Genomic DNA, 23,153 nt, shown 5'->3' with positions numbered 1-23,153 from the left:
AGGAGCTTCCATGAACAAGGCGGAACTGCTCAATGCATTGCAGCGCCAAACAAAGCTTCGACCGACACATGTGAAACGCGTAGTCGACGCGATCTTCGACCCCGTCGAGGGAGTGATCTCGCGCCAGATCAAACGCGGAGGAAAAGTGACGATTGCCGGGTTCGGCACGTTCGACCGGCGGTCGCACAAGGCGCGCGAAGTGAACAGCGTGTTCACCGGACGCACGGTGAAAGTGAAGGCGCGCAAGATTCCCGGCTTTCGGGCGGGGGTCAGCTTCAAGGACGCCCTCAGGTGATTCACGGGGGCGGCGCCAACCGCCGCCCTGTCTCACCTCTAAAACAAGAGACCGCTAGCTGACCTGCTTCGTGTAGGCGTCAGCGTCCAGCAGCGTATCCATCTCCGCGCTGTTGCTCGTGCGCATCTTTATCATCCACCCCGCGCCGTAGGGGTCGGTGTTCACGAGCGCCGGCTCCTTGTCGAGTCTATCGTTGATCGCCGTCACTTCGCCGCTCACAGGCGAGAAGAGCTCGGACACCGCCTTTACCGCCTCGATCGTTCCGAACACGTCGTGCTTCGCGAACGTTGCGCCGACTGCGGGCAGCTCCACGTAGACAACATCCCCGAGCTCACCCTGCGCGTAATCCGTGATGCCTATCTCGACTGTGCCTTCGGCTGAAGCGCGGACGTACTCGTGCTCTTCCGTGTACTTGAGATCGGTGGGGATGTTAGCCAAAGCGCACTCCGCGAACTGGTGAGGAGCGGAAGTCTACCGGCTTCGCGCGAGGAGTGTCAAGGAAGGTGAGACGTCGCGCGTCGAGCCACTCTATCTGTGCAGCGGTTACCAAAACAAAAGACCGGTCTCACCGGTCTTCTGTTCCCCCTGAGCTTGGACGGCTGCGTAGCCCGCTATCAGTTACGATTCGATGCGCTGACGGGTGAAGCCTGAGAAATCTCGTCCCACAACTTTTCGACTTCCCGCTCGAGATCCTTCTTCGACCCCGAGTTCTCGATCACCCAGTCGGCGCGCGCGCGCTTGAGCTCGGCCGGCATCTGAGCAGCGATCATGTCCATGGCCTCTGCTTCCTCGATGCCACGGTCGCGGACGATCCGGTCGAGGCGCATCTCGCGAGGAGCATCGACGAGAACGATGAAGTCGAAGTCATCGGCAAGATGCCGCTCGAAGAGAAGCGGCACGACGTTCACGACGACACGCTCGCCCTTCTCGCGGGCCGATTCGATTTCCTCGGTGCGACGCCGCAGAACTTCCGGATGCACGATCTCATTCAGCACGTCGAGCTCGGAGCGATCGTGGAAAACAATCTTCCTGAGCGCCGCACGATCGAGCGTTCCATCCGCATTGAGCACCGACGGACCCCATTCCTTCACGATGTCAGCAAGCGCAGGACTGCCAGGTGTAACAACCTCGCGCGACAAAACGTCCGCATCGACTATGTTCGCGCCGCGTCGCGCAAGAAGGTCGGCGACGGTTGATTTCCCGCTCGCGATATTTCCAGTAAGTCCAATGACTCGCATGAGGTGTCCGGAGAGGGGTCCCCCAACCTACGACAATTCCGGGTAAGGTAAACACTGAGAATGTGGGATTGTACGCGAACGTACGTTTACAGAACCTACAGAAACGACCCCTGTCCGGCATCCCTGCGCGGTGGTGAAAAACACATCCGGCATCTGGCTTCGTATGATTCCGCGCTTCCGACCATGATCGTCGGAGAGTCGTATGGCGCGGGCTGGCCCCCGATCAGGCGCTGGTTCCTGCTGGCCGGCCCGCCGCACAACACACAGATCGCATGCAGCTTGTCCACGACCTCGGCAATCGCCATCAGCTGCGGCATCGACCCGAACGGCTCGCCACGAAAATCAGTATCCGTCCCGGCGATGATGACTCTCCGGCCACGGCCGGCAAGCGAGGTCACCAGCGGAACCACGCCGGGATCCAGAAACTGCGCCTCGTCAATGGCGATGACGTGTGCCATTGGATCGAGCTGTTGCGCTATCTGTGCGGAAGAATCAGCGGGAATCGCCTCGACGGTCCGCCCGTCGTGGCTCGATACGGTGTAAATCCCGGAGTAGCGCTCATCGAGCCGGGATTTGAACACCTGGATGCGCTTGCGGGCGATGATGGAGCGCCGAACGCGACGGATGAGCTCCTCGCTCTTTCCGCTGAACATCACACCGGCGATGACCTCGACCCATCCGCCGGTTTGATGGAAGGACTGGCTCACGAGCGACCGCGGGGCGGACGCCCGCTTCCCGGCGGACCTCTCCCTGGATCGAACGGTCGCGCTCCACGCTCGGGCGGACCGTGCCGGCCGTCGCCCGATCGACCCCCACGGTCGGGCGCTCCCCGGCCGTCGCTCGATCGCCCGCCACGGTCGGGTGCTCCCCGCCTCGAGTCGGATGGTCGTCCACCACGGTCAGGCGGTCCGCGGCGGGAATCGCCTGGCCGTCCCCCTCGCCCGGCCGTGCCTCGCGCTCCTTCCGGCGGTCGCGGCCCACGTGGGAAAGCGCCTGGAGCTGGAGCGGGCTCGCGCTTGGGGCCCGACGCGCGCGCGGAATCCTCGGAGTTTTTTCGCGCGGCGCGCTCCCGCTCCAGAAGTCGTAGCGCGGCGGCGGCGATCTCGATTCCATCGTGTTTGTCGAGCAGCGGCTCGAGCGCGAGGATCTCCCGCGCCGGCACGCCCGAGTCGAGCACACCGGTCAGCTCGCGCCTGAGCGCACGCTCGCGGTCGCGGGCGGTCTTGCCCGGCTCGGGAAGGGTCAGGGGCTTCACTTCGCCTCCAGACATCCGCCGCAGGGCGGGGAGCTCGCGCGGCTGTACCATCGCAACCAGCGTGACCGGATTAGCGCCCGCTGCGGCGACCAGCTGCGCGCGCGTCGCGGGCAGGCCGAAAAAAATCACGGCGTGCGTACCTGGAGCGACCTCGCCGGTGGAATGCCGAACTGCTCCGGCAGACGTGTATCCGAGAGCGCGAAGCAGGTTCGCGACTGCGGCATGGTCGATTTCCGATGCGACGACGGTGGCCGAAGGGGGATCGAGCTCATCGAGCAGTCGCCTCAATGCGCCGGCGCGCGAGGCTGGCGACGCAGTCACGTATTGAAGGGCCACCGGCGCCGACTCGTCGATCGTTTCGCGCTCGTCGATCCGCCTCGCCCGACGCAGGTAGCGCTCGATGAAGGCATCCAGGCGGGCATCTGGTCGCTCCGTCACGACAATCCGCGCGGAGTCTTTGGGAACCTCCGTCATCAGGAGCTCCAGAGCGTTGGTCGCTTCGGGCTCGGCGTCGAGTACATCATCCACCCACGCGAGGACGACAGTGCGCACGGCGTCCATCTTCAGCTGGCTGCCGCGAATGAGGTCAGCGAGGTCCGCGGGGGCCCCGGCAATCGCCAGAATGGGCCGGCCCTGCATGAGCCTCGCGGCTCGACGGGCAGTCGTTACCGGAAAGAGCTCGATTCCGCCGAGTCCGGTAAGTCGGAGAACGGCTTCCGCCAATGCCACGGCGGCTTCGGCGTCGGCAGTCACGACGACCAGTTGAACGCCTCCCGCAACGGGATCCACGCGCTCGAGTGGAGCGGTAAGGAATCGCGGCACGGAGTTCACGGACTGGGGCAGTATGTGAACCACGTTCTGGCTGCGGCCCGTCGCGGCCTCTCGCTCTTCCGATTCCAAGTTTGTGTGCTCCCAGAGCGCAACATGGCGCAGCTTTGGCCGCGCCGATACTGTTATAATCCGTGCGTCGAGTGATGCTCAGCGCCGAGAGCGAAGTATAGCAGCTTCCACCGGACGTCGCCCAAGCGGGCGCGCGTCAGCAGGCTTACAAAACCCGCCAATGATCACCGCAATCGTGCTCGTCAAAGCCGATCCCAAATCGATTCCGCAATGCGCGACCAAGCTTGCTGGAATCGAAGGGGTCTCACAGGTCTATTCCGTCTCCGGGGAATGGGATCTGGTTGCCATCATCGAGGTGACGGATTACGAAGGTGTTGCAACAGTAGTGACGGAGCACATGACGCAGGTGCCTGGATTGAGAAGCACTCAGACACTGACGGCGTTTCGCGCGTACTCGAAAAAGGATCTGGAGCAGGCGTGGGACATCGGGCTGGAGTGACGCCGACAGACACGCATCGGGAAAGCGACCTCAGCTGGCCGACATCGACTCACGCCGCTCGGCGTTTCATCATGGCGGCCCTGCCGAACGCGAGCGCGATGGAGCTTTCTGCGAGCGAAGGCGATCCTCGCGGAAGAAGTGACGAGCCGCCGGTTCTCGCGGTTCCGCAGCCAATCGAAGGAGGCACCTTACGCGCCATGCGCGTGGCACCCGAGCGCGCCCGGCGACTCGAATCCGGGTTTGGCGCTTTTCTCGATGGCGCGCAGGACGTTCGAGTCGTCAATCATTGCGACGGAATTCCAATCGTTTGGGCAACTGTGTCGGCCGCCGTTCGGGTCCGCCGGCACCGGAAGCTCGTAACATGGGAACGCGAGCGCCCGGCCTCTGCCGCGCGGTACTACGTTCCGTTCCGGTATCTCGACGCTCTGCCTGCTGGTTTCCGCGCTGACTCTCGAGTTGTCGACACCGCGCAACCCGACGCCAAAGACGCCATACCCTCCAGACATCCAGCCGCGCTGCTCGAGCGTGCGATCCTGAAAGTTCAGCAGGATCGCGAGGCTCTCGAGCAGCAGTTGGCAGAGGCATGGTGTGCGTCGGAGTCGTCGACTCTTTACGTGGACGGCAGCATCACCGCAAGTCGCCTGGCTTCCACATCACCACTGGTGGTGGGTGTCATCAAGAGCCACCGGACTCTCTACGCTGAAGGCGATGCATTCCGCGTTGTCGTCGGGCTCCACGCCGGCGAGCGATCTTCCATCTTTCGTGTCAGTCCGCGCAGCCGGCACTCGGTTGCCAGCTGGTACGTCCGCGTCCGGAATCCGAGGGGCCACGATGCGCTCTTTGGACTGGTGCGTGTCGAAGCGGCCGAGTCCGCCGACATGAGCACGCGTGCAGATGAGATATCCCGCTGGGTAATCGCCGAAGGATCCCCGCTCGCGCTACCTGACGGACGCTGGGACAAAATGAGCTACGGTATTCGAGACACCGAAGAATTCCTGAGGGCAATATCTTGACGGAGGCCCTCGGAAGAGTAGTTGCCACCGAGCGGCGGCCGAACACGCCGCATGAGTTTCATTTCTGGACTGCGCTCGAGTCGCCGGTTGGAATCGGAACCATCGTGCGCGTGGACGGCTCCACCCCGGTGAACGGTCAGATCCCGCGTGTGTACGGTATCGTGATTGAAGGATTCAGCTACACCGACCTTCAGTCGCCGATGCACGATGTAATGAGCCACGACGGCTCGCCCGCGAATGCGGGGTTTGCCGTCACCGACCGCGCGGAGATCAGACTTTATTCCGCGGCTGTCCTGCGCCAGATCCCCGACGAGCCGCTGCAGCCTGTCCCCATGGGTGAAGTCCACCTCGCCGAGGAGGAAGACGTCGAGATCGCCTTGAGGATGGACGGCTACCTCAAGGAAGGCGCGTCCACTGGAATTCCGATCGGCGTGTACCGTGCGGGTGCGACAGATTCGACGATCTTCCTCGACGCCGAGTTTCTGCTCGGGCCGGAGGCGGCGCATCTCAACATCTCGGGCATGTCCGGCCTGGCGACGAAAACGAGTGCGGTCGAGTGGCTGCTCGCGTCGGTGTTCACGCATTTCCCCGACAGCAAAGGCTCGATCGCCGCCGTCTGCTTCAACGTGAAGGGGCCGGATCTGTGTTTCATCGATCAGCCCGGACGCCTCGACGAGCGGGACCTCGAGCTGTACGAGAAAATGGGAGTGGCGCCAAAACCATTCGAAAGGGTGCGCTACTTCGCGCCCTACACAGCAAAGGGCTTCTCGCTCAACACCCTTCGCTCGAACGAGGCGCTGCTCCACAACGTAACGCCGCTCACGTGGGGCCTTCGCGAGGTGCTGAAGTACGCCGAGGTCCTCCTCAATCGCGATGACATCGACGCAAAAGCCGATGCGCTGATCGACTTCATCAACGAGCGTGTCCTCGACCGCGTGTTCGAGAAGGACAGTCACCTCTCACGCGACCACAGGGTTCAGTCGTTCGCCGATCTCGAAGACTGGTTCAAGGATCTGCTCCGCGGTCTCGAGAAATCCAATTCCGATTCGTGGCGCACGCATCACATCGCGACGATCAGAAAGGTTCGCAACCGTCTGTCGAACATCTCCACCCGCTGCGCTGGTCTCGTCACGGATACCGGCATGGTGAGCGATCTGCCATTCGGGAGCTTCGAGGACCGGATGGTGTATGTCGTAGATGTAGCGACGCTCGAGGAAGACGCGCAGGATCTGATCTTTGCCCGCATCGTCTCGAAGCTTCGCGAGCATCTCGAGCGTCGCGACCTTGGCGTCAGGCATCTGATAGTATTCGTCGACGAGCTCAACAAATACGCACCGGGTGACGGGCAGGACACTTACGTCCGCAAGATGCTGCTCGACATCGCCGAGCGCGGGAGGTATCTGGGACTCGTTCTGTTCAGCGCGCAGCAATTCAGGTCACAAGTGCATCGACGAGTGGTAGGCAACTCCGGTACGTCGCTCTTCGGCCGAATGGACTCCGACGAGCTCGCCACGCCGGGTTACGCAGTGCTGAGCCCCGCTACGCGGACGAAGCTTGCGACCCTCGAGAAAGGGCAGCTGATGGTGCGCCACCCTCATTTCACGCAGCCTATCTTCGTACGCTTTCCGCGGCCGGCCGTCATGCTGGGCAGAGACGGGGTCGAGCTGTTCCCGCAGTCGGCGGAGACGGGACTCGACGTGGCGATCTATCGATCCCTTCGGCTGCTCGACCCCTCAATAACGCTACCCTGGATTCAGAAATACGTCGCGCTCTATGACGAAGTGGAGCTGCTCAAGGCGCGTGACGCCACGACGCTTGCCAGACCGGCGAACGTAAAGACCTACTTTGAATCGCAGTTCCGCAGAATCGTACCGCCCGAGCCCGCCACGGCAGGCGCCGGTGCGCCAGGCGACCGCCCCCGTGGTGTGCGCTCGCTCCCGATTGATGATCCATATGGCTTCTAGAGCGTCTCGCACCGTTATAGTCGCTGTGGGATTCTTCGTGTCCACTGCGGTGGTGGGCGCGCAGCCGGTTCTGCTTCAGCTGCGGCCGCACGTTGGGGACACGCTGCATGTAAAGCTCGAGCAGCGCGTCGAGATTTCGGGCACGCCGGTGAGCTGTGGTAATCAGGGCGCGTCACGGAGCCGCTCCGCCGCGGGGGTATCTGCATGCGCAAACCCACGCACTATGAACACGGGGATGGAGGTGTTCAGCAGGGCAATCGTAAAGCGTTCGATGCGGGACGCGACGGACATGATTGCCATCACCGACTCTGTGCGCACATCAACCGGCAAGCCCCCGAGCCCATATACATCTCCGCGTCAGCCGCCGTCGCGGGCACCTGTTGAGATTCGCATCTCGAGCGACGGCGGAGTCGAGATCGGAGCGGGCCCGGCGAGCGAGGAGATACGGACCCTTTTCGGTCAGATGCCCCCGACGCTTTCACGAAAGTCGGTGGCTGTTGGCGAGAAATGGGTTCACGAGATGAGAGTACCGCTCAGCGTCGAGCCCGGCGCATTTGGCCGCGTGCGGACGACGTTCCAGCTCGATTCGCTCGGCCGGAACGCCCAGACGGCGTACATCTCGATGCGGGGTGTTCTTTCCCACGACCATTCGGACGGGAGCGATTCCGAAACGAGCGGCACGCTCGTCGGAACAATGCAGTTCGACCGGCGTCGGTCGTGGATCACGCGAACACACGCGACGATCGACGTATGGTCGGTCGTCTCATCTCCGCCCGCCGGCACGCCGATGCGAGTTCATACGCGGGTTGTCCAGTCACTCCGCGTCGACGGTCAATGAGACTCGTTCATTTTTCCGATCTGCACCTGGGATTCCGCCAGTACCAGCGGCAGACTCCGACCGGAGTGAACCAGCGTGAGGCGGACGTTGCCGTCGCGTTCAGGAAAGCAATCGACAAGACAATCGAGCTTCAGCCGGACCTGGTTCTCATCGGCGGAGACGTGTTCCACAGCGTCCGGCCGACGAACGCCGCGATAGTCGACGCTTACAAGCAGTTCTCGCGTCTTGTCGAGATGCTTCCCGATTCGCTGATCGTGATGATTGCGGGTAACCACGACACTCCGCGAACGAGCGAGACGGTCTGCATCCTCGGACTTTTCAAGCGCCTCGGAATCCACGTCGTGGTGAACGAGCCGGAAAGGCTCCACTTCCGCGACCGTGACCTGTCAGTGTTCGCCATTCCCCACGCCCTGGCCCCCCGGCCCAGGTTCGATCCACAGGCTGGCGTGCGCTACAACGTCCTGCTGCTCCACGACGAAGTCGAAGGCGTGATCCGCAGATTCGGCACGATAGCCGAGCGGGAGGCCGGCGAGCTGAAGCTCTCGGATCTCGGCTGCGACAGATGGACTTACGTTGGGCTGGGCCATTACCACGTGTACCATAAGTACGCGCCCAACGCATACTACTCCGGCGCTCTCGAGTACACGAGCACGAACATCTGGGGAGAGGCGGACGAAGCTATCGAGAAGCAGATCGGCGGAAAAGGATTGATAGAGCAGGATCTCGACAGCGGGTATCATCGCTTTCATCAGATCGCCCTTGCTCGTCCTGTGCTGAACCTGCCGGAGCTGAGCGGTGTCGGGTTGAGCGCGGCCGATCTCGGGCTCGCGATTCAGAGAGCCGTCGACGCATGCGACGGCGGAATAGACGAAAAGATCGTCCGCCTCGTTGTGAGGGACGTTCCGCGACATGTGCTGCGCGATCTCGATCACAAGGCGATCAGGGAGTTCAAGCGGCGCGCGCTTCATTTTCTTCTCGATGCGCGCAGACCGCAGCAGCATCGCACCGAGGCGAGCGGAGCGCCGGGCCGGCGCACATCACTCACCGAGATGGTGCGCGCCACGCTCGAGCAGCGCGAGCTGACGCCAGGAATCGATCGCGCTGCGCTGGTGGACCTCGGCCTCCGCTACCTCGCTGAAGCCGATCGCGCGGCATCCATGTCGATTGGGGTCAGCGGGTGAAGCTGACGTCGCTGCGGCTTCAGAACTTTCGCCAGCATGTGGCGACTCAGATCCGATTCGAGTCGGGAATCACGGGAATCATCGGCCCCAACGGCTCCGGAAAGACGAGCATTCTCGAGGCAATCGCGTTCGCGCTGTACTCGGTGGGACGGACGACGCGTGAGCATATGTTGTCGCAGCATCCGGTTGGCCGTCCACACATGCGGATCGACCTTGAGTTCGAGCTGGGGCGCCACGTCTACCGCGTCATTCGCGGACGAACGTCGGCCGAGCTCTATCTCGACCGCGATCCTGTTCCCATCGCGACGTCGCCAAGTGCTGTCACGGAGCGCCTTCAGCGCATCATGGGAATGTCGAAGGACGAGTTCTTCAAGACTTACTTCACGGGCCAGAAGGAGCTGGCGGCGATGGCGGCCATGGCGTCGACGGAGCGTGGTCGTTTTCTCTCGAAGGTCCTCGGCTATGAGAAGCTTCGCTCCGCCCAGGATCTGGTAGGAGCTCGAAGGGCGAGTCTCAATGCTGAGATCGCCGGCCTCCGCGAAGCGATGTCTGATCCGGCTGCAATCGCGCGCACAACTGCCGACGCCACTCAGCGCGTGAAGGACGCCACATCCGCCTCCCAGAGCGCTGAGCACCGCAACAAGATCATCCAGGCCACGCTGGAGATGATGGCGCCCAAATGGGCGCGTGCTCAGCACGACCGTGAGAGAGCGCAGGCGCTCCTCTCCGAGATCAATGCAAACGAGCGCGAGGAAACCGCGCTACGTCGCAATCTCGAGAGGGTCGAAGCAGAGCTCTCGACAATGGCGAACGCGCGGTCGGAGCTCGCCGAGCTGCAGCACGCCATCGAGCAGCTACCCGAGCTGCGCGACGAGCTCGGAATCCTGGATGAGCTTTATCGTGAGGAGGGGCGGAGAAAGACGCTCCTCGAGAACGAAGGCGTGCTTCGGGAGGAGCTCGACAAGCTCAATGCCCGCCACGCGGCGATTGCCGGAGCGCCCGCACAGGAGGAAGAGGTCACGGACGAGCTCGAGAAAAAGCGCGCAGAGCTCGAAGAGGCGCAAGGCACGCTCGAAGCTAAGCGCACCGAGTGGGTTCGCGACAGACAGGACGCCGAGACCAAGCTGAACGATCTCCGCCGTCAATGGGCTGAGGTCAAAGAACAGCGCGAGCGCGTGATCAGCCTCGGAGCGGACGGCGCATGCCCCACCTGCAGCCGCGCACTCGGGGAGAGTCTGCACACCGTTGTCGAGCATCTCACCGAGACTGCAGAGACGCTGCGCATTGACGGTCTCTACTACAAGACGCGCTTCGAGCAGCTCTCGGAGATGCCGGCCGAAGTCCGCGCGCTCGACGAGCGGCGCCGGACACTCACCGGCGAGTCCGGCGCACTCGAGCGCAAGCTCGCGCGCGTCCAGCTGGCAGTGCAGGAGCTGAGCAATGTCGTTCGCGAGAAGACCGCAAAGGAACGGCGACTTGAGCAGATGCGCCGCGATATCTCTGCGCTGTCGAAGGGATTCGACTCGGCGCGCTTCGACCACGTGCGGGCAGAGATCGCGCGACTGACGCCGCTCGAAGCGAAGGTTGCGCGACTCAACGCTCTGGCCGAGCGCGAGCCGCAGCTTCGTTCGGAGCGACAGGAGTACTCGAAGACGGTCGAAGCACTGAGGTCGCTGCTCGGCACCCTTCGGATGCGTCACACGCAAATGGCTTTCGCTGCTCTCGACTACGAGGCGATTCGCCGCGCGTTCGAGCAGTGCTCCACCGATGCGCGCGCGGCTGAGCTCGAGCTTCACAAATCGCAGAGCGCCTTGGACAATGCCAATCAGGCTTTGAGTACAGCTCTCGCGGCAGGCGAGGAATCGCGAGTGATTCAGGCAACGGTCCGCGAGCGCGAAGGCGACCGCCGCCTGCATGAGGAGCTGGACCGCGCATTCAATGAGATGAGGACCAAGCTCAACGCCGAGCTCCGGCCGGAGCTGTCGGAGCTGGCAACAGGCTTCCTGCGCGAGCTCATGGACTCGCGCACGGCGGAGCTCGAGCTAGACGAGCGGTACAACATTCTCATTCTCGAGGAGGGAGTAACGAAGCCCATTCTCTCCGGCGGCGAGGAGGACATCGCCAACCTGGTTCTCCGCCTTGCCGTGTCGCAGATGATTGCCGAGCGCTCGGGTCAGGTATTTTCGCTGCTCGTACTCGACGAAGTTTTCGGCTCCCTCGACGAGAGTCGCCGGTTCAACGTGCTCGAGCTTCTGCGTGGGCTCGGAGATCGCTTCGAGCAAGTCATCCTCATCACCCATATCGAAGGTGTGCGCGACGGCCTCGACAATGTCATAACCGTCCGCTACGACCCGGCATCCGCGGCTTCCGTTGTCGAGTCGTCTTCAGGTGAGCCGATGCCCGACGAAACGCTGGAGCTGCTTCCGGCCGGAGTTGGCTGATGGCAGTCGCCCGAACCTGGCGCCAGCAGCCACCGCCGGACGGTCCCTACCGGATCCAGGAAAGCGACATTCCGCTTCTCAACGCGGTCTTCAGCGACGCGTTCACGGATCGCTATCGAAAGGACGGAATGGCTGGTGTACGCGTACCGTATCTGAATCCCGCTGTCTGGCGATTCGCAATCGCCGATGCGCGCGAGGGCGCCATGGTATGGCGGGACGACCGCGACAACATCGCAGCATTCAACGTCACGCATCTCTCGGGCACCGAGGGCTGGATGGGTCCGCTCGCGGTGCATCCCGATTTCCAGTCGCATGGGCTAGGCAAGATCATCGTCAACACGGGAATGGAATGGCTGAAGCGCCAGAATGCGCGTGTCATCGGTCTCGAGACGATGCCCCGCACCATGGACAACATCGGCTTTTACTCTTCGCTCGGAATGCTGCCGGGGTATCTCACGCTTACGCTGACGGTAGATGCGACTTACGCCCCGCAGTCGTTTGGCGGACGCGCAGTCCGACTCGGCAGCCTGCCACCGTCTGACACAGACAGTGCGATTGACCAATGCCGTGTGCTGTCCAGCTCACTGCTTGCCGGCTACGATTTTTCGCGCGAGATCCAGCTCACAGAGGAGCTTGCTCTCGGTGACACACTGCTCGCGATGACGGGTGATGACATTGTTGGATTCGCAGTCGCACACTCGGTGCCTCTTGTCGAGGGACGCGCGCGCGAGGAGCTCCGTGTGCTCAAGCTCGTCGCCGCCAGCGACGCCGATTTCGACTCGCTGGTGACGGTTCTCGCGGATCACGCCCGCCGCAGCGGAACGAGGCGCGTCGCTGTTCGAGTGCAGGGACAGTACGAGTCTGCCTACCGCAACCTCATTGGACGAGGTGCCCGCGTCCGATGGACCGATTTGCGGATGTCAGCTGACGGATACACTGAGAAGCGTGCGGAGCATGGCGTAGTTCTGTCCAACTGGGAGATTTGACCCATCCAGTTTGCGCGTTGTGAGTATCCTGTTATTCCGTATTGCGTTTTCCCGTCAACGACCGAATAGCGATCTCAGCGCAGACGAGAACGTGATCTGTCGCAGGTAGAGCAGCTCCTCAGGTGCAAACGGAATCGGGTCGATGCCGAGCTTCGTCGTGAGATCGTTCTCGGGAACCACGTTGTCCATCTCGAGCAGCGCGAGCAAACCAGTTGTCACCGGCGGCCGCGGCAGCACCTTCTCCGCAACCGCGACGACTGGACGCAGCGCACTTATGGGCATGTTCACCAGGATCCGCGAGGTGTTCATCGCGACGAGAATGCGCTCGGTCATCTCCTTGAGTGTGAGCGGGGTCGATCCGCCTATCGTGTAGGTCCCGCGAACAGTCGCGCTGTCGTCGAGACACTTTAGAACCGCTCGTCCGACATCGTCGACTGCAATCGGCTGAAAGCGTGCGACGCCGCCGCCGGGAAGTGGAAAGACTACCGGCGATAGCCGCACCATTCGCGCGAGGACGTTCACAAACTCGTCTTCCGGGCCGAAGATCACGGATGGCTTGAGCACAGTCCACTGAAACGCGCTCGTCGTGACCCTGTCTTCGGCGGCGCCTTTACTTCTCAGAAACGCGTATCGGGAGGAGCTGCTGGCCCCGTTCTGCGACATGTAGACGACTCTGCGCACCCCGGCGGCCTGGGCTGCGTCGAGGAGCACGCTGGTCGCATCAGTGTTCGTCGCCTCGTAGCTCTCACCCGGCTTTTCGATTGCGATTGCCGCCAGATGCACGAGCGCTCCTGCTTCCGCCAGCGCTGACCGCATCGCGGCCGCATCACGAATGTCCGCTTCTAGAATTTCCAGCCGCAGGTCACCGATCCGCGCCGCAGCTTTTGCGGTATCGCGAACGATGCCGCGCACCTTCCATCCCGCTTTTACGAGCTGTCTGCAGAGGTGAGTGCCGACCAGGCCTGCCGCGCCGGTCACAACCACGCGCAGGTCTTTCGAGATCTGGTCGGGTTGCGGCTGCTCGGCGACCGCTGTGCCCCACTCGGCGTCCGCGTCGGGAGCGGGAGAATCGCTCAGAAAGGAACTCCCCGAATCGTCGATCACGTATCGCCACGCCTGGGCGTTAAGGTCGCGGTGGCGGGCGAGTACCGCGCGACGAGCGCACTGTGATTCGCCAGATGAGGATGAATACTCCGAGCGTCAGGAGCAGGTGGACGTAACCGGGTGCCTCAGTCGTGAACGTGACGGCCGCCCACACGATGAGCATTACGACCGACCCGATCAACAGCAGGTCCATTTGACGATTTCGTTGACGGTGAATTGCGGCGCCCGTAAATTATAGCTCTAACGAAGGTGCGAAGTCACACCTTCGCGGGACGGGGAGCTCACTTTTTGAGCCGATAAGTCCATCGGGTGGGTTCGATAAATCGGGCTGACGTCACGCCCCCGACAAGGGGAAGACGAAGGCCCGGGTGAGGACCTCAAAAATTCGACAGGGCTTCAAAAAACCTCCTCGCTCCCAACCTTAAGCTCCGCCGCCGCTGATACGTGACGGCGGAGTTTTTGCCCCGCACACCAGGACACATGGCTCGCGTAACGGTAACCCGCCGCCTGCGCTTCAACGCCGCTCACCGCGTATTCAACCCGGCGCTCAGCGACGCGGAGAATGAAGCGATCTTCGGGAAGTGCAACAACCCGAACTGGCATGGTCACAATTACACTCTCGACGTTTCGGTCGAAGGACCGATCGATGAGCGCACGGGTTATGTAATGGACCTGGCCAAGCTGAAGACGCTCGTCGAGCGCGAGGTCGTGAACGCAGTCGACCATCGCAATTTCAACCTCGACGTCCCGTTCATGCGCGATCGGATCCCGACGTCGGAGAACATCATCGTCGCGTTCTGGAAGATTCTCGAGCCGGCCATCGCTCCAGCGCAGCTCGTGCGGCTCGTCCTTTGGGAAACAGAGAATAACTATGTCGAGTATAGTGGATCTTGATCACCTCAAGGCGACAGAAGGACTCGAAGCAATCGACGCCCCGGAAAGCGCTGAGGAGATGGCGCAGCTCGTGTACCGGCAGCTCGAGCTGCTGGGCGAGGACCCCGAGCGGCATGGACTTCTCAAGACTCCCGAGCGCGTAGCGCTCTCGCTCGCCTGGCTCACCCGGGGCTACGAGCAGGATGTGCGGAAAGTGATCGGCGACGCGCTGTTCGAGGAGACGCACGAAAACATGGTGATGGTGCGCGACATCGAGCTGTATTCGCTCTGCGAGCACCACATGCTTCCGTTCTACGGAAAGGCGCACGTCGCATACATCCCCAACGGACGAATCGTCGGTCTCTCGAAGCTGCCGCGAATCGTGGATGTCTTTTCTCAGCGTCTGCAGGTGCAGGAGCGGCTGACCGACCAGATCGCCGAGGCGATCTGCGAGATTCTCGATCCGCTCGGGGTGGGCGTTGTGATCGAGGCGTATCACCTCTGCATGATGATGCGGGGCGTTCAGAAGCAGAACTCGAAGACGATAACGTCGGCCCTCCGCGGCGTGTTTCGCGACGATCCCAAGACGCGCGACGAGTTCCTGCGCCTCGCGCACGCAGGCTAGCGCCGATGGCCGCGCTCGCCGGACGCACAGCGATTGTCACCGGCGCTTCGCGGGGGATCGGGGCCGAGATCGCCCGCCAGCTGACAAAGGCCGGCGCCCGCGTAGCACTTGCCGCTCGAGACAGAGCGGCGCTCGACCAGGTGGCCAAATCGCTCGGAGAGTCGGCAATTGCTGTCGAGTGCGACATCACGGATCGACAATCGGTCGCCGCGGCAGGGGCGCGCCTGCGAAAGGAATTCGGTGGAGCCCCGGACATCATCGTGAACAACGCTGGCCTGTTTCGCGTTGGTGCGATTGACGCAATGAAGCCCGAGGACTTCATCGCCTCGATAACGACAAACGTGATAGGGCCGTTTCTCGTGATGCACGAGTTTCTCGCAGAGATGCGACAGCGGGGAAGCGGTCACGTCGTGACTCTCGGATCAATTGGTGACAGGATGATTTTTCCTGGAAATGCCGCGTATTCGGCGGGCAAGTTCGGCATCAGGGCGATGCATTACGTGCTTCGCACCGACCTTCGCGGAACCGGCGTGCGAGCGTCTCTGATATCGCCGTCGTCAGTCGATACGGCGCTGTGGGACCATTTGGACACTGAGAGCGCCGATTCGGAGTTCCCGTCGCGGAGCGAGATGCTTAGCCCTGGCGACGTCGCCCGCGCGGTAATGTTCGCGTTGACGCAGCCGGAGCCGATGAACGTGGACGAGCTCCGCATCTCTCGCGCGTAACGCCACACTTCCGCGCATCGCTCGATGCACATCGAGTTCATTGATTTACTGCGCTGCCCGAACGCGCACGAGGACAGCTGGCTCGTTGCCGCTTTCTACCGGATGGACGGCAGGATGGTCGTCGAGGGAAAGCTCGGATGCCCAGTGTGCGGCGCGGAATACTTCATTCGGGACGGAGTCGCTGTGTTTGATGAGGACCATGGCTCATTACACCGTTCACCAGTTGGCGACGCTGAAACGGACGGCACTGAGATCGCGGCTTTGCTCAACCTGGCGGGGCCGGGGATGCTAGCGCTGCTCGCCGGAGAATGGGCGCGCGACGCGCAGGCGGTGTCGGAGCTGACCGGCGCGCGCATTATCGCGCTCAACTCGCCTTCGCGGTTGAGCGACTCCGACGCTATCGCCGAGGTTCACGCGCGCTTGCCTATCCCTATCGCGGCGCATTCGCTCGACGGAATTGCGTTCGACGCAGCGCACGCGACACCAGCGCTGCTTAGCGAGGCGGCGCGACTGCTCCGCCCGCGCGGGCGCTTGCTCGTGCGCGGCCAGGCCAGGCTGTCGGACGCCTTTCACGAGCTGGCTCGCGACAGGGATCAGGTCGTAGCTGAGTATGTCGGAGAGCTGGTGTCGCTGCGGCGGTGATCGATGGGCGCAGCAGCAGGCAGGGGAGACGCCAGGCAGATTTCGCGCTAACTACCAGCGCGAGCTCCGTGACTGACGAGCGTTATCGCGCCGCCGTTTCCGCTTCGGCGTACATGGAGTCGATCAGCTGCTTGTAGTGCTGATCCACGACGCGTCGCTTCACCTTCTGAGTTGGCGTCAGCTCACCTCGCTCGAGAGAGAAGTCATTCTCGAGAAGCCCTACCTTCTTCGGCGTCTCGAAGTGCGCCAGCCCCTCGAGCTGCGACATCACTTCCTCTTCCATCTTTTTCTGCACGTCCGGCAGCGCGATCAGCTGAGCACGGTCCGTCCATGAGATATTTCGACGCTTCGCCCAGTCCTCGAGCTGCTCGAAGTTCGGAACCACGAGAATCGACGCAAACTTCCTCTTGTCGCCTATCATCACCGCCTGCGTCACGAACTTGTTGGACTTTACGCGGTTCTCGATCGGCTGCGGCGCGATGTTCTTCCCGCCGGCCGTCACGATGATGTCCTTCTTCCGGTCCGTGATCGCCAGAAATCCGTCGCGTATCTCGCCGATGTCTCCCGTGTGGAACCAGCCGGCTGAATCGATGGCTTCCGCCGTCGCGACTGGATTGTTGTAATAGCCCTTCATCACCCCGGGACCGCGCGTCAGAATCTCACCATCCGCCGCGATCTCTACCGCTACTCCGGCAATCGGCGGCCCCACCGTGCCGATTCGAAATGCATTGGGTGTGTTGACTGTGATTACGGGGGAAGTCTCGGTAAGCCCGTAGCCCTCGAGTATCGTCAGGCCCACAGAGTAGAAGAACTTGTTGATCTCGGGCGCGAGAGGGGCGCCGCCGGAGACGAAGTATCTCATTCGCCCGCCGGTCCGCTCCTTGATCTTGGAGAATACGAGTTTCTCTGCCAGCGCATACTGCTTCGACAGCCCCCAGCCCGGCTGCCCGCCGGCGAGCACTACGCCCGCCCACCGGTCCGCCACGCCGCGGGCCCAGAAGAAGATCTTCCGCTTGAGACCGCCGCTCGACACCGCATTCTGCAGCACACGCGCGTAAATCTTCTCGTACAGCCTCGGCACAGACAGCACGATCGTCGGCCGGACTTCCTGCATGTTAACCGGAACCCGTTCGATGTTCTCCGCGTAAGCGATGGATGTTCCAGTGTGAAACATCATGTAGTCGCCCATGCGCTGGAAAATGTGCGACAGTGGAAGAAAGCTCAGCGATACATCGGTCCCGCTCAACGGAATCTTCTCGCGGGTTCCCGCGACATTCGAGTGGATGTTGTCGTGTGTGAGCATCACTCCCTTGGGAGGTCCCGTTGTCCCGGAGGTGTAGATGAGCGTCGCAAGATCGTCGGGCTCGACCTCGTCCGCCTCTCTCCGGTAGGCGGCGATCGTCTCAGCAGTTTCGCCCTGTGCCCCGGACGCCTCGAGAGCGTCCATTCTGATTGCACCGGGGGCGGCCGTGGAATCCTCGAAGGTGATGATCATACGCAGCGTCGGCACCTCGGTGCGAATCGAGGCGATCTTCGCCGCCTGCTCTTCGTTCGAGACAAAGATCGCCACGGCTCCGGAGTCCTTGAGGATGTACGAGATCTGGTCAGCCGGAAGCGTCGGATAGAGCGGCACGTCGGTGAGACCGGCTGTGAGGCAGGCATAGTCCGCGATTGCCCATTCCGGCCGATTCTCCGAGAGAATCGCTACGCGGTCCCCGCGCTCCACACCCGCGAGGCGCAGACCCCGCGCAACACGACGCACGCGCTCGAGCACCAGACGGTGCGAGATCGGCTTGTACGATTCCCCCGACTTGAACTGCAACGCATCGGGCTTGTCGTGGCGCTCCACCGCGTCGAAAAAGACGCGGTTGAGAGTTCCAGGCTCCGGTGCCGGCCCCCCGTTGATGCTCACGAAACCTTCACCTCCGCTGGCAACGTCACGGCGCGGCCGGTTGGACCTTCAGTACGATCCGCGCCGGACTCCCCCGCACGTGGGCGCCTCGATACTTCACGGTTGCAAGCACGATAACGGAGTCGGTGAGCGCAGTAAGCCGGGCGGGTGTGAGCCTGATTCTACGCGCTGCCTCGCCATTCGCGTCAGTGGTGTCCACGCCTGACTCCTTGCCCGCCTCGTTGACAAGCATCGCCAGCAGAGGATCCGCCGGCGATGAGATGGCGAAGCTCACTATGTATGACTTCACCGCACTGTCGAGACTCGTCAGCGAATGGTATGCCCGCACGGCAAGGGCGGGGGAGAGGTTCTTGGTAGTGTCGACGAGGGAATAGAGCAGGCTGTCGCGCTCCAGTACCGGAATGATCGTATCGGGCCGAAGTGTAACATCGAGGAGGCTTGTGGCCTGCAGGCCGTCAACGGTAACCGCGACTCGCGCGGGCGTTGCGCGAAGACTGTCGCCGGTCACAAAGCCCGTGACGCTGTCGATCCGGATTCCGCGATCGAGCGCCTGAAAGCGAAGGGGCGGATTGACTATCACATTCCCCTGAAAATTGTAGACCGTGGCCCTGATCGGGGCAGCGGTCCCGGTCGTGTCGCGCAACGTGTCGCCCAGCACCACAGCGGGCGCGGGCAGGGAATCGAACGTCAGCGAGAGCACGGCGGAGTCCGACGTCGGTATCTCCGCGCATGAAGAAAACGCAGCGAGTCCGGCAAGCGTGCCGATCGCGATGATCGGCGAGTTACGTCGGACGCTCATAAGAAACGTTCGATCAGCTGTTGCGCGAGGTGAACGTACGCCTGCGACGCAGCATCGGCGGGCGACCGCAACACGACTGGCTGACCCGCGGCGAAGGCGTCCGCGGTCGCAACAGTTCTCGGAATCACCGTGTCGAACACGATGTTCGCCGGAAGATGCCGCCGCACGTAATCCACAACCCGTGCGCTCGCTGGATTGCCTTCCTCGTACATGGTCATCAGGATGCCGTCGAGAGTGAGCTGCTCGTTCGTCGAGACTACATCCTGAATTCCCCGCAATATTTGCGGCGTAGTCTGAAGCGCGAGCGGCTCGCATTGGAGCGGCACGATCACATGCTGGCTAGCCCCGAGCACAGCACGCGTAATTGGGCCGAGGCCGGGCGGCGAATCGACGACAACGATGTGACAGCGCGCGCGCGCCGTCTCCAGCAGGTCGGGGAGAATCGAAGTCTCGGAGATGAGCTGATGGTACGTGGTCTGGTCCGCTTCATCGGTGACCGACCCTGCGAGAATCACACGCAGCCATGGAAGGGCCGTCGGCAGGATGACTTCGCGCAGCGACTTCTGCCCATTCAGATAGTCGGCAAACCCTGCGTTCTGCTGATCGCGGCGGAGGCCGACGCCGTACCTCACCGAGCCTTGGGGGTCGACGTCCACAACGAGAGTCTTGAGACCGCTCCTCGCGAAGGCCGCAGCGAGGTTTACCGCTGTGGTTGTCTTTCCTACTCCGCCCTTCTGGCTGACGATCGCGAGGACATCGCCCATCTACTCGGAAACCTCTGGGTATTCGCCACTCGCCAGTGGTCCGCCTTCGCCTGCGGCGGCGGGAGTGCTGCGAATCCGCTCCAGAGTGTCTCTTGCATGCCGGACCCACCGCTCCGCCTCGGCGCTCGGCGGCGGGGGATCCATCAAAAAAGCCTCCAGATGGAACGCTGCGTCGTCGATGTCGCCGCGGCGGAGGAGGAGGAACGCCAGGCCGTAGTGCGCGCCCGCGAGCTTCGGCTGGATATCGAGCGCGCGCCGGTAACAGCGAATGGCCTCGGTCTGTCTTCCGGTCCGCGAATAGGCGATCGCCATGTTCTGGAGCACGCGATGGTTCGTCGGCTGGTCCCGGAGCGCGAGCTGATAGGACGTCAGCGCGGCATCGTAGTCGCCCTGACGCTCGAGCGCCAGCCCCTCGCTCAGGTAGTCGAGGCGCTTCTGCTCGCTCTTTGACTTCCCGCCGCCGAGCCGGCTCCAGAATGACATCGATCCGAATCTACCATCGAGTATGTAGTGGGGCTACCTTGACCTACCCCTCATGTCACCGCGAAAAAAGGCCGTCGATCCCTCTCAGGGAGTGCTCCATGTAGAGTGGCCATTGTTCGGTGAACTCTCCCGTGCTTTGGCTCTGAAAGTCTCACGCGCCTATGATCCCGAGGTTGTGGTTGGGGTGGCGAATGCCGGCGTCATTCCCGGCGCCGTGATCGCCGCAATGCTCGGATGCGAGTTCCATTCCATAATGGTGAGTCGGAAATTCCGGGCTGAGACCGTCCGGGATACGCCGGCGATATTCGGTGCCGCACCAGTCGAAGTCCGCGACCGGCGGGTGTTGATCGTCGACGAGACCTGCGACTCGGGGGATACGATGCGTCTCGCGGTCGGCTCGATCGTCAACGCGGGTGCTAGCGAGGTGAGAACTGCCGTCGAGTTCAGGACCGGGTCGTACGAACCCGATTTCCATGCACTTGCAACGACGAGCACGATTGTGCTGCCGTGGGACCGCGAGGTGATCGTCGACGGTGAGCTCGTGCTCAACCCTGCCTACGCCGATGCGCTTCGCGAGACCTGAACGAAGCTGCCAGAACGATGCCGTTCTCGGCGTTGAGCGGCGCGAGAGAAGTGCCGCGTGAAGTACCAGTCAATCACATTGCTCATTACGGACCTAACTACTAAGTGACAGCGTACGCGTGTTGCCCCGTCGCGGCCGCATCGACGCAAGGTACGCGTTCAGGGTGAGACCATTCGCACGCGGCGCGAACGTCTTGAGCTCTTCGGCCACATCCACTAGCTCCTCGAGAAAGTCCCTCGTGCGCTGGCTGCGCCGGGTCTTCCGAAGTATCCTCGACGAATAGAACCGCAAAGCGGGCAACGCGGCCATCCTTCTTCGTCCGCAGCACTCGGTCCATGCGCTGGATCATCTTGGTGTAACCCTCCAATACAACACGCCCTTTAGGTGGGCGCTACTGAAGTAATTCGCTTCGTCTGGCAACAAGCGGCCTGTTAAGCGAAACAGGGCCTTTACTGGCCTTTACTGGCCTTTACTGGCCTGGAGGGGCCGGAAGGGCCTTGCCCAGCGCTATCGAATGGAATGCTGGCGGACGAATAGTTTCGAAATATTGCTTCGCCTAGCGGCTCTCAGAGGAATAGTCGACGCGACAATAGACCATGGCGAAACGAGGATCGGCCGGATTGAAACCGTCACGTGGCGCTGCAAAATGCTCGCCGAGAATCTTTAAATCGGAGAGGTCGTCTAAAACGAAGGTGCGCCAGCGGCTCCGGTACCCAGCATCCGCATTCCCACCATCCACATTCCCACCATCCACTAGCCACCCGCTGATCACATCGCCGCTTTTTGATGTTCGCCCGTAGAGATGCGGCTCTACCTGACGGAGAACACCATTATATCTAAATTCGATTAGGCGTCGCTGAGCGATTGCATGGCAAATTCTGAGGTCCATCTCAAACTAAGTTTGACTTGTTGGAATCGACCTACAACATCGCTTGCACAGATCTGGCATTACCACTATATTCCCTAGAGAATATCGGGTGAACGAGATTCCGTTCGTCACTACTTCTGAGGCCGCTAAGATGCTCGGCTATACGATACAACACGTTCGATTGCTTATTCGGAATGGTCAGTTACAGGCGGAAAAGGTTGGACGCGATTGGCTAGTGGATCGCAATTCTCTCTCCCGCTTTCTTTTGAAACGCGATGAGACCTGAGGCAAGTCAAAGAGTCCCCGTTGGCGTCAAAACTCCGCCGATCAAGCTGCAGGGAATCAAGACCAAGATTGTGCCAACGATTCGTAAGCATGTTGCCTGGGCTACAAGCGGACGATGGATTGAGCCCTTTCTAGGTTCTGGGGTCGTTCTATTTAATCTTCGGCCGCTGCGCGCAATCGCGGCGGATACGAATGAGCATTTGATCAGATTCTATCAGGCTGTTCAGACCGGTGAGCTTTCTCCAACATTGGTTCGCGGGTTCCTCGAGAGAGAAGGTGCTCAGCTCAGCGCCACGGAAGGCGCGCACTATTATGAAGTCCGGACGCGGTTTAACGAGCTCGGCTCGCCACTGGACTTCTTATTCCTAAACCGAGCGTGTTTTAACGGCGTAATGCGTTTTAACAAGAAGGGTGGCTTCAATGTCCCTTTTTGCAAGAAGCCAGATCGTTTTGCTGCCGCTTACATAACGAAGATAGTAAACCAAGTCGCTTGGGTTTCTCAAATGATGCGCGGTAAGGCATGGGAGTTCGTCGTTGCCGACTGGCGGGACAGCGTTGCGTTAGCAACCAGTGAGGATTTCGTCTACTGTGATCCGCCGTATAACGACAGGCACACTGATTATTTTACTCGATGGCAGTCACAAGATGTCGACGATCTAGCCCAATCGCTTAAGTTGCTCGATGGTGGTTTTGCTTATTCCACTTGGAAAGGAAACAAGTACAGGCAAAACGTCCACATCGCTAAACACTTCGCCGAATACCCAACGGTGTGCATTAAACATTTCTACCACGTTGGACCGACCGAAGCACTGCGGAACGAAATGGAAGAAGCTCTCGTTGTTGCTCCCCGATTCTACATCGATGAGCGCCCAATGGCCCATTCCATTCAACCGATACCAGAGGAACTCGCGCTATTCGACACTTCGTCGATTTAGACTCC

General features: G+C 61.7%; 26 protein-coding genes. 14 read left to right on the top strand and 12 right to left on the bottom strand.

Going from position 1 to position 23,153, the window contains the following annotated elements:
- The first annotated feature begins 10 nt into the window (after positions 1-10).
- Positions 11-295, top strand: a complete 285-nt coding sequence (locus VES88_16020) for an HU family DNA-binding protein (GenBank protein HYN82993.1) — start codon at positions 11-13, stop codon at positions 293-295.
- Between the two features lie 54 nt (positions 296-349).
- Here VES88_16020 and gcvH read toward each other — a convergent pair whose 3' ends face one another.
- From gcvH to VES88_16000, 4 genes are all read right to left on the bottom strand, one after another.
- Positions 350-733 carry a glycine cleavage system protein GcvH gene (gene gcvH, locus VES88_16015; protein HYN82992.1) on the bottom strand — a complete coding sequence of 128 codons (384 nt, stop codon included), beginning with the start codon at positions 731-733 and terminating at the stop codon, positions 350-352.
- Positions 734-909: 176 nt separating this feature from the next.
- Positions 910-1,533, bottom strand: a complete 624-nt coding sequence (gene coaE / locus VES88_16010) for a dephospho-CoA kinase (protein HYN82991.1) — start codon at positions 1,531-1,533, stop codon at positions 910-912.
- Positions 1,534-1,628: 95 nt separating this feature from the next.
- Positions 1,629-2,240, bottom strand: coding sequence for a thymidine kinase (locus VES88_16005; protein HYN82990.1), 612 nt, complete (start codon positions 2,238-2,240; stop codon positions 1,629-1,631).
- Positions 2,237-3,610 (bottom strand): DEAD/DEAH box helicase, encoded by a 1,374-nt coding sequence (locus VES88_16000; GenBank protein ID HYN82989.1) that lies wholly within the window; start codon positions 3,608-3,610, stop codon positions 2,237-2,239. Before VES88_16000 ends, VES88_16005 begins: the two co-directional genes overlap by 4 nt.
- A 238-nt stretch (positions 3,611-3,848) precedes the next feature.
- On the opposite strand from VES88_16000, the gene VES88_15995 reads away from it, so the two are divergent.
- Genes VES88_15995 through VES88_15965 form a run of 7 tightly spaced genes read left to right on the top strand, consistent with a single transcriptional unit; the run spans position 3,849 to position 12,550 of the window.
- Positions 3,849-4,127, top strand: coding sequence for an Lrp/AsnC ligand binding domain-containing protein (locus VES88_15995; protein ID HYN82988.1), 279 nt, complete (start codon positions 3,849-3,851; stop codon positions 4,125-4,127).
- Positions 4,124-5,140, top strand: a complete 1,017-nt coding sequence (locus VES88_15990) for a hypothetical protein (protein ID HYN82987.1) — start codon at positions 4,124-4,126, stop codon at positions 5,138-5,140. The genes VES88_15995 and VES88_15990 overlap by 4 nt, the downstream gene beginning before the upstream one ends.
- Positions 5,137-7,104: a hypothetical protein gene (locus VES88_15985; protein HYN82986.1), complete on the top strand. Its 1,968-nt coding sequence runs from the start codon at positions 5,137-5,139 to the stop codon at positions 7,102-7,104. Before VES88_15990 ends, VES88_15985 begins: the two co-directional genes overlap by 4 nt.
- A 37-nt stretch (positions 7,105-7,141) precedes the next feature.
- Positions 7,142-7,942 (top strand): hypothetical protein, encoded by an 801-nt coding sequence (locus tag VES88_15980; GenBank protein HYN82985.1) that lies wholly within the window; start codon positions 7,142-7,144, stop codon positions 7,940-7,942.
- A complete protein-coding gene (locus tag VES88_15975; protein ID HYN82984.1) occupies positions 7,939-9,123 on the top strand; it encodes a metallophosphoesterase in 1,185 nt (394 codons plus the stop codon). The genes VES88_15980 and VES88_15975 overlap by 4 nt, the downstream gene beginning before the upstream one ends.
- Entirely contained in the window at positions 9,120-11,564 is a 2,445-nt protein-coding gene (locus VES88_15970) for an SMC family ATPase (GenBank protein ID HYN82983.1), read from the top strand. The genes VES88_15975 and VES88_15970 overlap by 4 nt, the downstream gene beginning before the upstream one ends.
- Positions 11,564-12,550: a GNAT family N-acetyltransferase gene (locus VES88_15965; GenBank protein HYN82982.1), complete on the top strand. Its 987-nt coding sequence runs from the start codon at positions 11,564-11,566 to the stop codon at positions 12,548-12,550. The genes VES88_15970 and VES88_15965 overlap by 1 nt, the downstream gene beginning before the upstream one ends.
- Before the next feature lie 54 nt (positions 12,551-12,604).
- Here the strand turns inward: VES88_15965 and VES88_15960 are convergent, their stop codons facing one another.
- Both VES88_15960 and VES88_15955 read right to left on the bottom strand, forming a co-directional pair.
- Positions 12,605-13,654, bottom strand: a complete 1,050-nt coding sequence (locus VES88_15960) for an NAD-dependent epimerase/dehydratase family protein (protein ID HYN82981.1) — start codon at positions 13,652-13,654, stop codon at positions 12,605-12,607.
- A 19-nt stretch (positions 13,655-13,673) separates the two neighbouring features.
- A complete protein-coding gene (locus tag VES88_15955; GenBank protein HYN82980.1) occupies positions 13,674-13,847 on the bottom strand; it encodes a hypothetical protein in 174 nt (57 codons plus the stop codon).
- A gap of 287 nt (positions 13,848-14,134) precedes the next feature.
- On the opposite strand from VES88_15955, the gene VES88_15950 reads away from it, so the two are divergent.
- From VES88_15950 to VES88_15935, 4 genes are read left to right on the top strand one after another with little or no spacing between them, the layout of a single operon-like run.
- Positions 14,135-14,548 carry a 6-carboxytetrahydropterin synthase gene (locus tag VES88_15950; protein HYN82979.1) on the top strand — a complete coding sequence of 138 codons (414 nt, stop codon included), beginning with the start codon at positions 14,135-14,137 and terminating at the stop codon, positions 14,546-14,548.
- 58 nt (positions 14,549-14,606) lie between these two features.
- Positions 14,607-15,152, top strand: coding sequence for a GTP cyclohydrolase I FolE (gene folE / locus VES88_15945; protein HYN82978.1), 546 nt, complete (start codon positions 14,607-14,609; stop codon positions 15,150-15,152).
- A gap of 5 nt (positions 15,153-15,157) precedes the next feature.
- Complete coding sequence (locus tag VES88_15940) at positions 15,158-15,877, top strand: SDR family oxidoreductase (GenBank protein ID HYN82977.1); 720 nt, start codon at positions 15,158-15,160, stop codon at positions 15,875-15,877.
- Between the two features lie 24 nt (positions 15,878-15,901).
- Positions 15,902-16,519, top strand: a complete 618-nt coding sequence (locus VES88_15935; protein ID HYN82976.1) for a hypothetical protein — start codon at positions 15,902-15,904, stop codon at positions 16,517-16,519.
- 82 nt (positions 16,520-16,601) lie between these two features.
- On the opposite strand, the gene VES88_15930 is transcribed toward VES88_15935, so the two are convergent.
- The 4 genes from VES88_15930 to VES88_15915 are packed head-to-tail and all read right to left on the bottom strand — an operon-like array spanning position 16,602 to position 20,477.
- Positions 16,602-18,431 (bottom strand): long-chain fatty acid--CoA ligase, encoded by a 1,830-nt coding sequence (locus VES88_15930; GenBank protein ID HYN82975.1) that lies wholly within the window; start codon positions 18,429-18,431, stop codon positions 16,602-16,604.
- Between the two features lie 25 nt (positions 18,432-18,456).
- On the bottom strand, positions 18,457-19,230 hold the full coding sequence (locus VES88_15925) for a hypothetical protein (GenBank protein HYN82974.1): 774 nt from the start codon (positions 19,228-19,230) through the stop codon (positions 18,457-18,459).
- Positions 19,227-19,994: a ParA family protein gene (locus VES88_15920; GenBank protein ID HYN82973.1), complete on the bottom strand. Its 768-nt coding sequence runs from the start codon at positions 19,992-19,994 to the stop codon at positions 19,227-19,229. Before VES88_15920 ends, VES88_15925 begins: the two co-directional genes overlap by 4 nt.
- Positions 19,995-20,477, bottom strand: a complete 483-nt coding sequence (locus VES88_15915) for a tetratricopeptide repeat protein (GenBank protein ID HYN82972.1) — start codon at positions 20,475-20,477, stop codon at positions 19,995-19,997. It abuts the gene before it with no gap.
- Positions 20,478-20,529: 52 nt separating this feature from the next.
- Between VES88_15915 and VES88_15910 the strand changes: the two genes are divergently transcribed.
- A complete protein-coding gene (locus tag VES88_15910; GenBank protein HYN82971.1) occupies positions 20,530-21,060 on the top strand; it encodes a phosphoribosyltransferase in 531 nt (176 codons plus the stop codon).
- Between the two features lie 93 nt (positions 21,061-21,153).
- Here VES88_15910 and VES88_15905 read toward each other — a convergent pair whose 3' ends face one another.
- Both VES88_15905 and VES88_15900 read right to left on the bottom strand, forming a co-directional pair.
- Positions 21,154-21,369 (bottom strand): hypothetical protein, encoded by a 216-nt coding sequence (locus tag VES88_15905; GenBank protein HYN82970.1) that lies wholly within the window; start codon positions 21,367-21,369, stop codon positions 21,154-21,156.
- A 247-nt stretch (positions 21,370-21,616) separates the two neighbouring features.
- The gene (locus VES88_15900; GenBank protein ID HYN82969.1) at positions 21,617-21,949 is read right to left on the bottom strand and encodes a hypothetical protein; all 333 of its coding nucleotides are present in this window, start codon (positions 21,947-21,949) and stop codon (positions 21,617-21,619) included.
- A gap of 254 nt (positions 21,950-22,203) precedes the next feature.
- Between VES88_15900 and VES88_15895 the strand changes: the two genes are divergently transcribed.
- On the top strand, positions 22,204-23,148 hold the full coding sequence (locus VES88_15895) for a Dam family site-specific DNA-(adenine-N6)-methyltransferase (GenBank protein ID HYN82968.1): 945 nt from the start codon (positions 22,204-22,206) through the stop codon (positions 23,146-23,148).
- The last annotated feature ends 5 nt before the right edge of the window (positions 23,149-23,153 follow it).

It is taken from the genome of Gemmatimonadaceae bacterium, assembly GCA_035633115.1.
GTDB lineage: Bacteria > Gemmatimonadota > Gemmatimonadetes > Gemmatimonadales > Gemmatimonadaceae > UBA4720.
This window is presented reverse-complemented; position numbering and strand designations above follow the sequence as displayed.

Bases quoted from the DNA above. Each gene is read 5' to 3' on its own strand.
- VES88_15975 (HYN82984.1), top strand. From the start codon at position 7,939: ATGAGACTCGTTCATTTTTCCGATCTGCACCTGGGATTCCGCCAGTAC.
- coaE (HYN82991.1), bottom strand. From the start codon at position 1,533: ATGCGAGTCATTGGACTTACTGGAAATATCGCGAGCGGGAAATCAACC.
- VES88_16020 (HYN82993.1), top strand. From the start codon at position 11: ATGAACAAGGCGGAACTGCTCAATGCATTGCAGCGCCAAACAAAGCTT.
- VES88_15900 (HYN82969.1), bottom strand. From the start codon at position 21,949: ATGGACCTCAGAATTTGCCATGCAATCGCTCAGCGACGCCTAATCGAA.
- VES88_15910 (HYN82971.1), top strand. From the start codon at position 20,530: ATGTCACCGCGAAAAAAGGCCGTCGATCCCTCTCAGGGAGTGCTCCAT.
- VES88_15905 (HYN82970.1), bottom strand. From the start codon at position 21,369: ATGGCCGCGTTGCCCGCTTTGCGGTTCTATTCGTCGAGGATACTTCGG.
- VES88_15955 (HYN82980.1), bottom strand. From the start codon at position 13,847: ATGGACCTGCTGTTGATCGGGTCGGTCGTAATGCTCATCGTGTGGGCG.
- VES88_15925 (HYN82974.1), bottom strand. From the start codon at position 19,230: ATGAGCGTCCGACGTAACTCGCCGATCATCGCGATCGGCACGCTTGCC.
- VES88_15935 (HYN82976.1), top strand. From the start codon at position 15,902: ATGCACATCGAGTTCATTGATTTACTGCGCTGCCCGAACGCGCACGAG.
- folE (HYN82978.1), top strand. From the start codon at position 14,607: ATGGCGCAGCTCGTGTACCGGCAGCTCGAGCTGCTGGGCGAGGACCCC.
- VES88_15915 (HYN82972.1), bottom strand. From the start codon at position 20,477: ATGTCATTCTGGAGCCGGCTCGGCGGCGGGAAGTCAAAGAGCGAGCAG.
- VES88_15940 (HYN82977.1), top strand. From the start codon at position 15,158: ATGGCCGCGCTCGCCGGACGCACAGCGATTGTCACCGGCGCTTCGCGG.
- VES88_15895 (HYN82968.1), top strand. From the start codon at position 22,204: ATGAGACCTGAGGCAAGTCAAAGAGTCCCCGTTGGCGTCAAAACTCCG.
- VES88_15965 (HYN82982.1), top strand. From the start codon at position 11,564: ATGGCAGTCGCCCGAACCTGGCGCCAGCAGCCACCGCCGGACGGTCCC.
- VES88_15920 (HYN82973.1), bottom strand. From the start codon at position 19,994: ATGGGCGATGTCCTCGCGATCGTCAGCCAGAAGGGCGGAGTAGGAAAG.
- VES88_15950 (HYN82979.1), top strand. From the start codon at position 14,135: ATGGCTCGCGTAACGGTAACCCGCCGCCTGCGCTTCAACGCCGCTCAC.
- VES88_15995 (HYN82988.1), top strand. From the start codon at position 3,849: ATGATCACCGCAATCGTGCTCGTCAAAGCCGATCCCAAATCGATTCCG.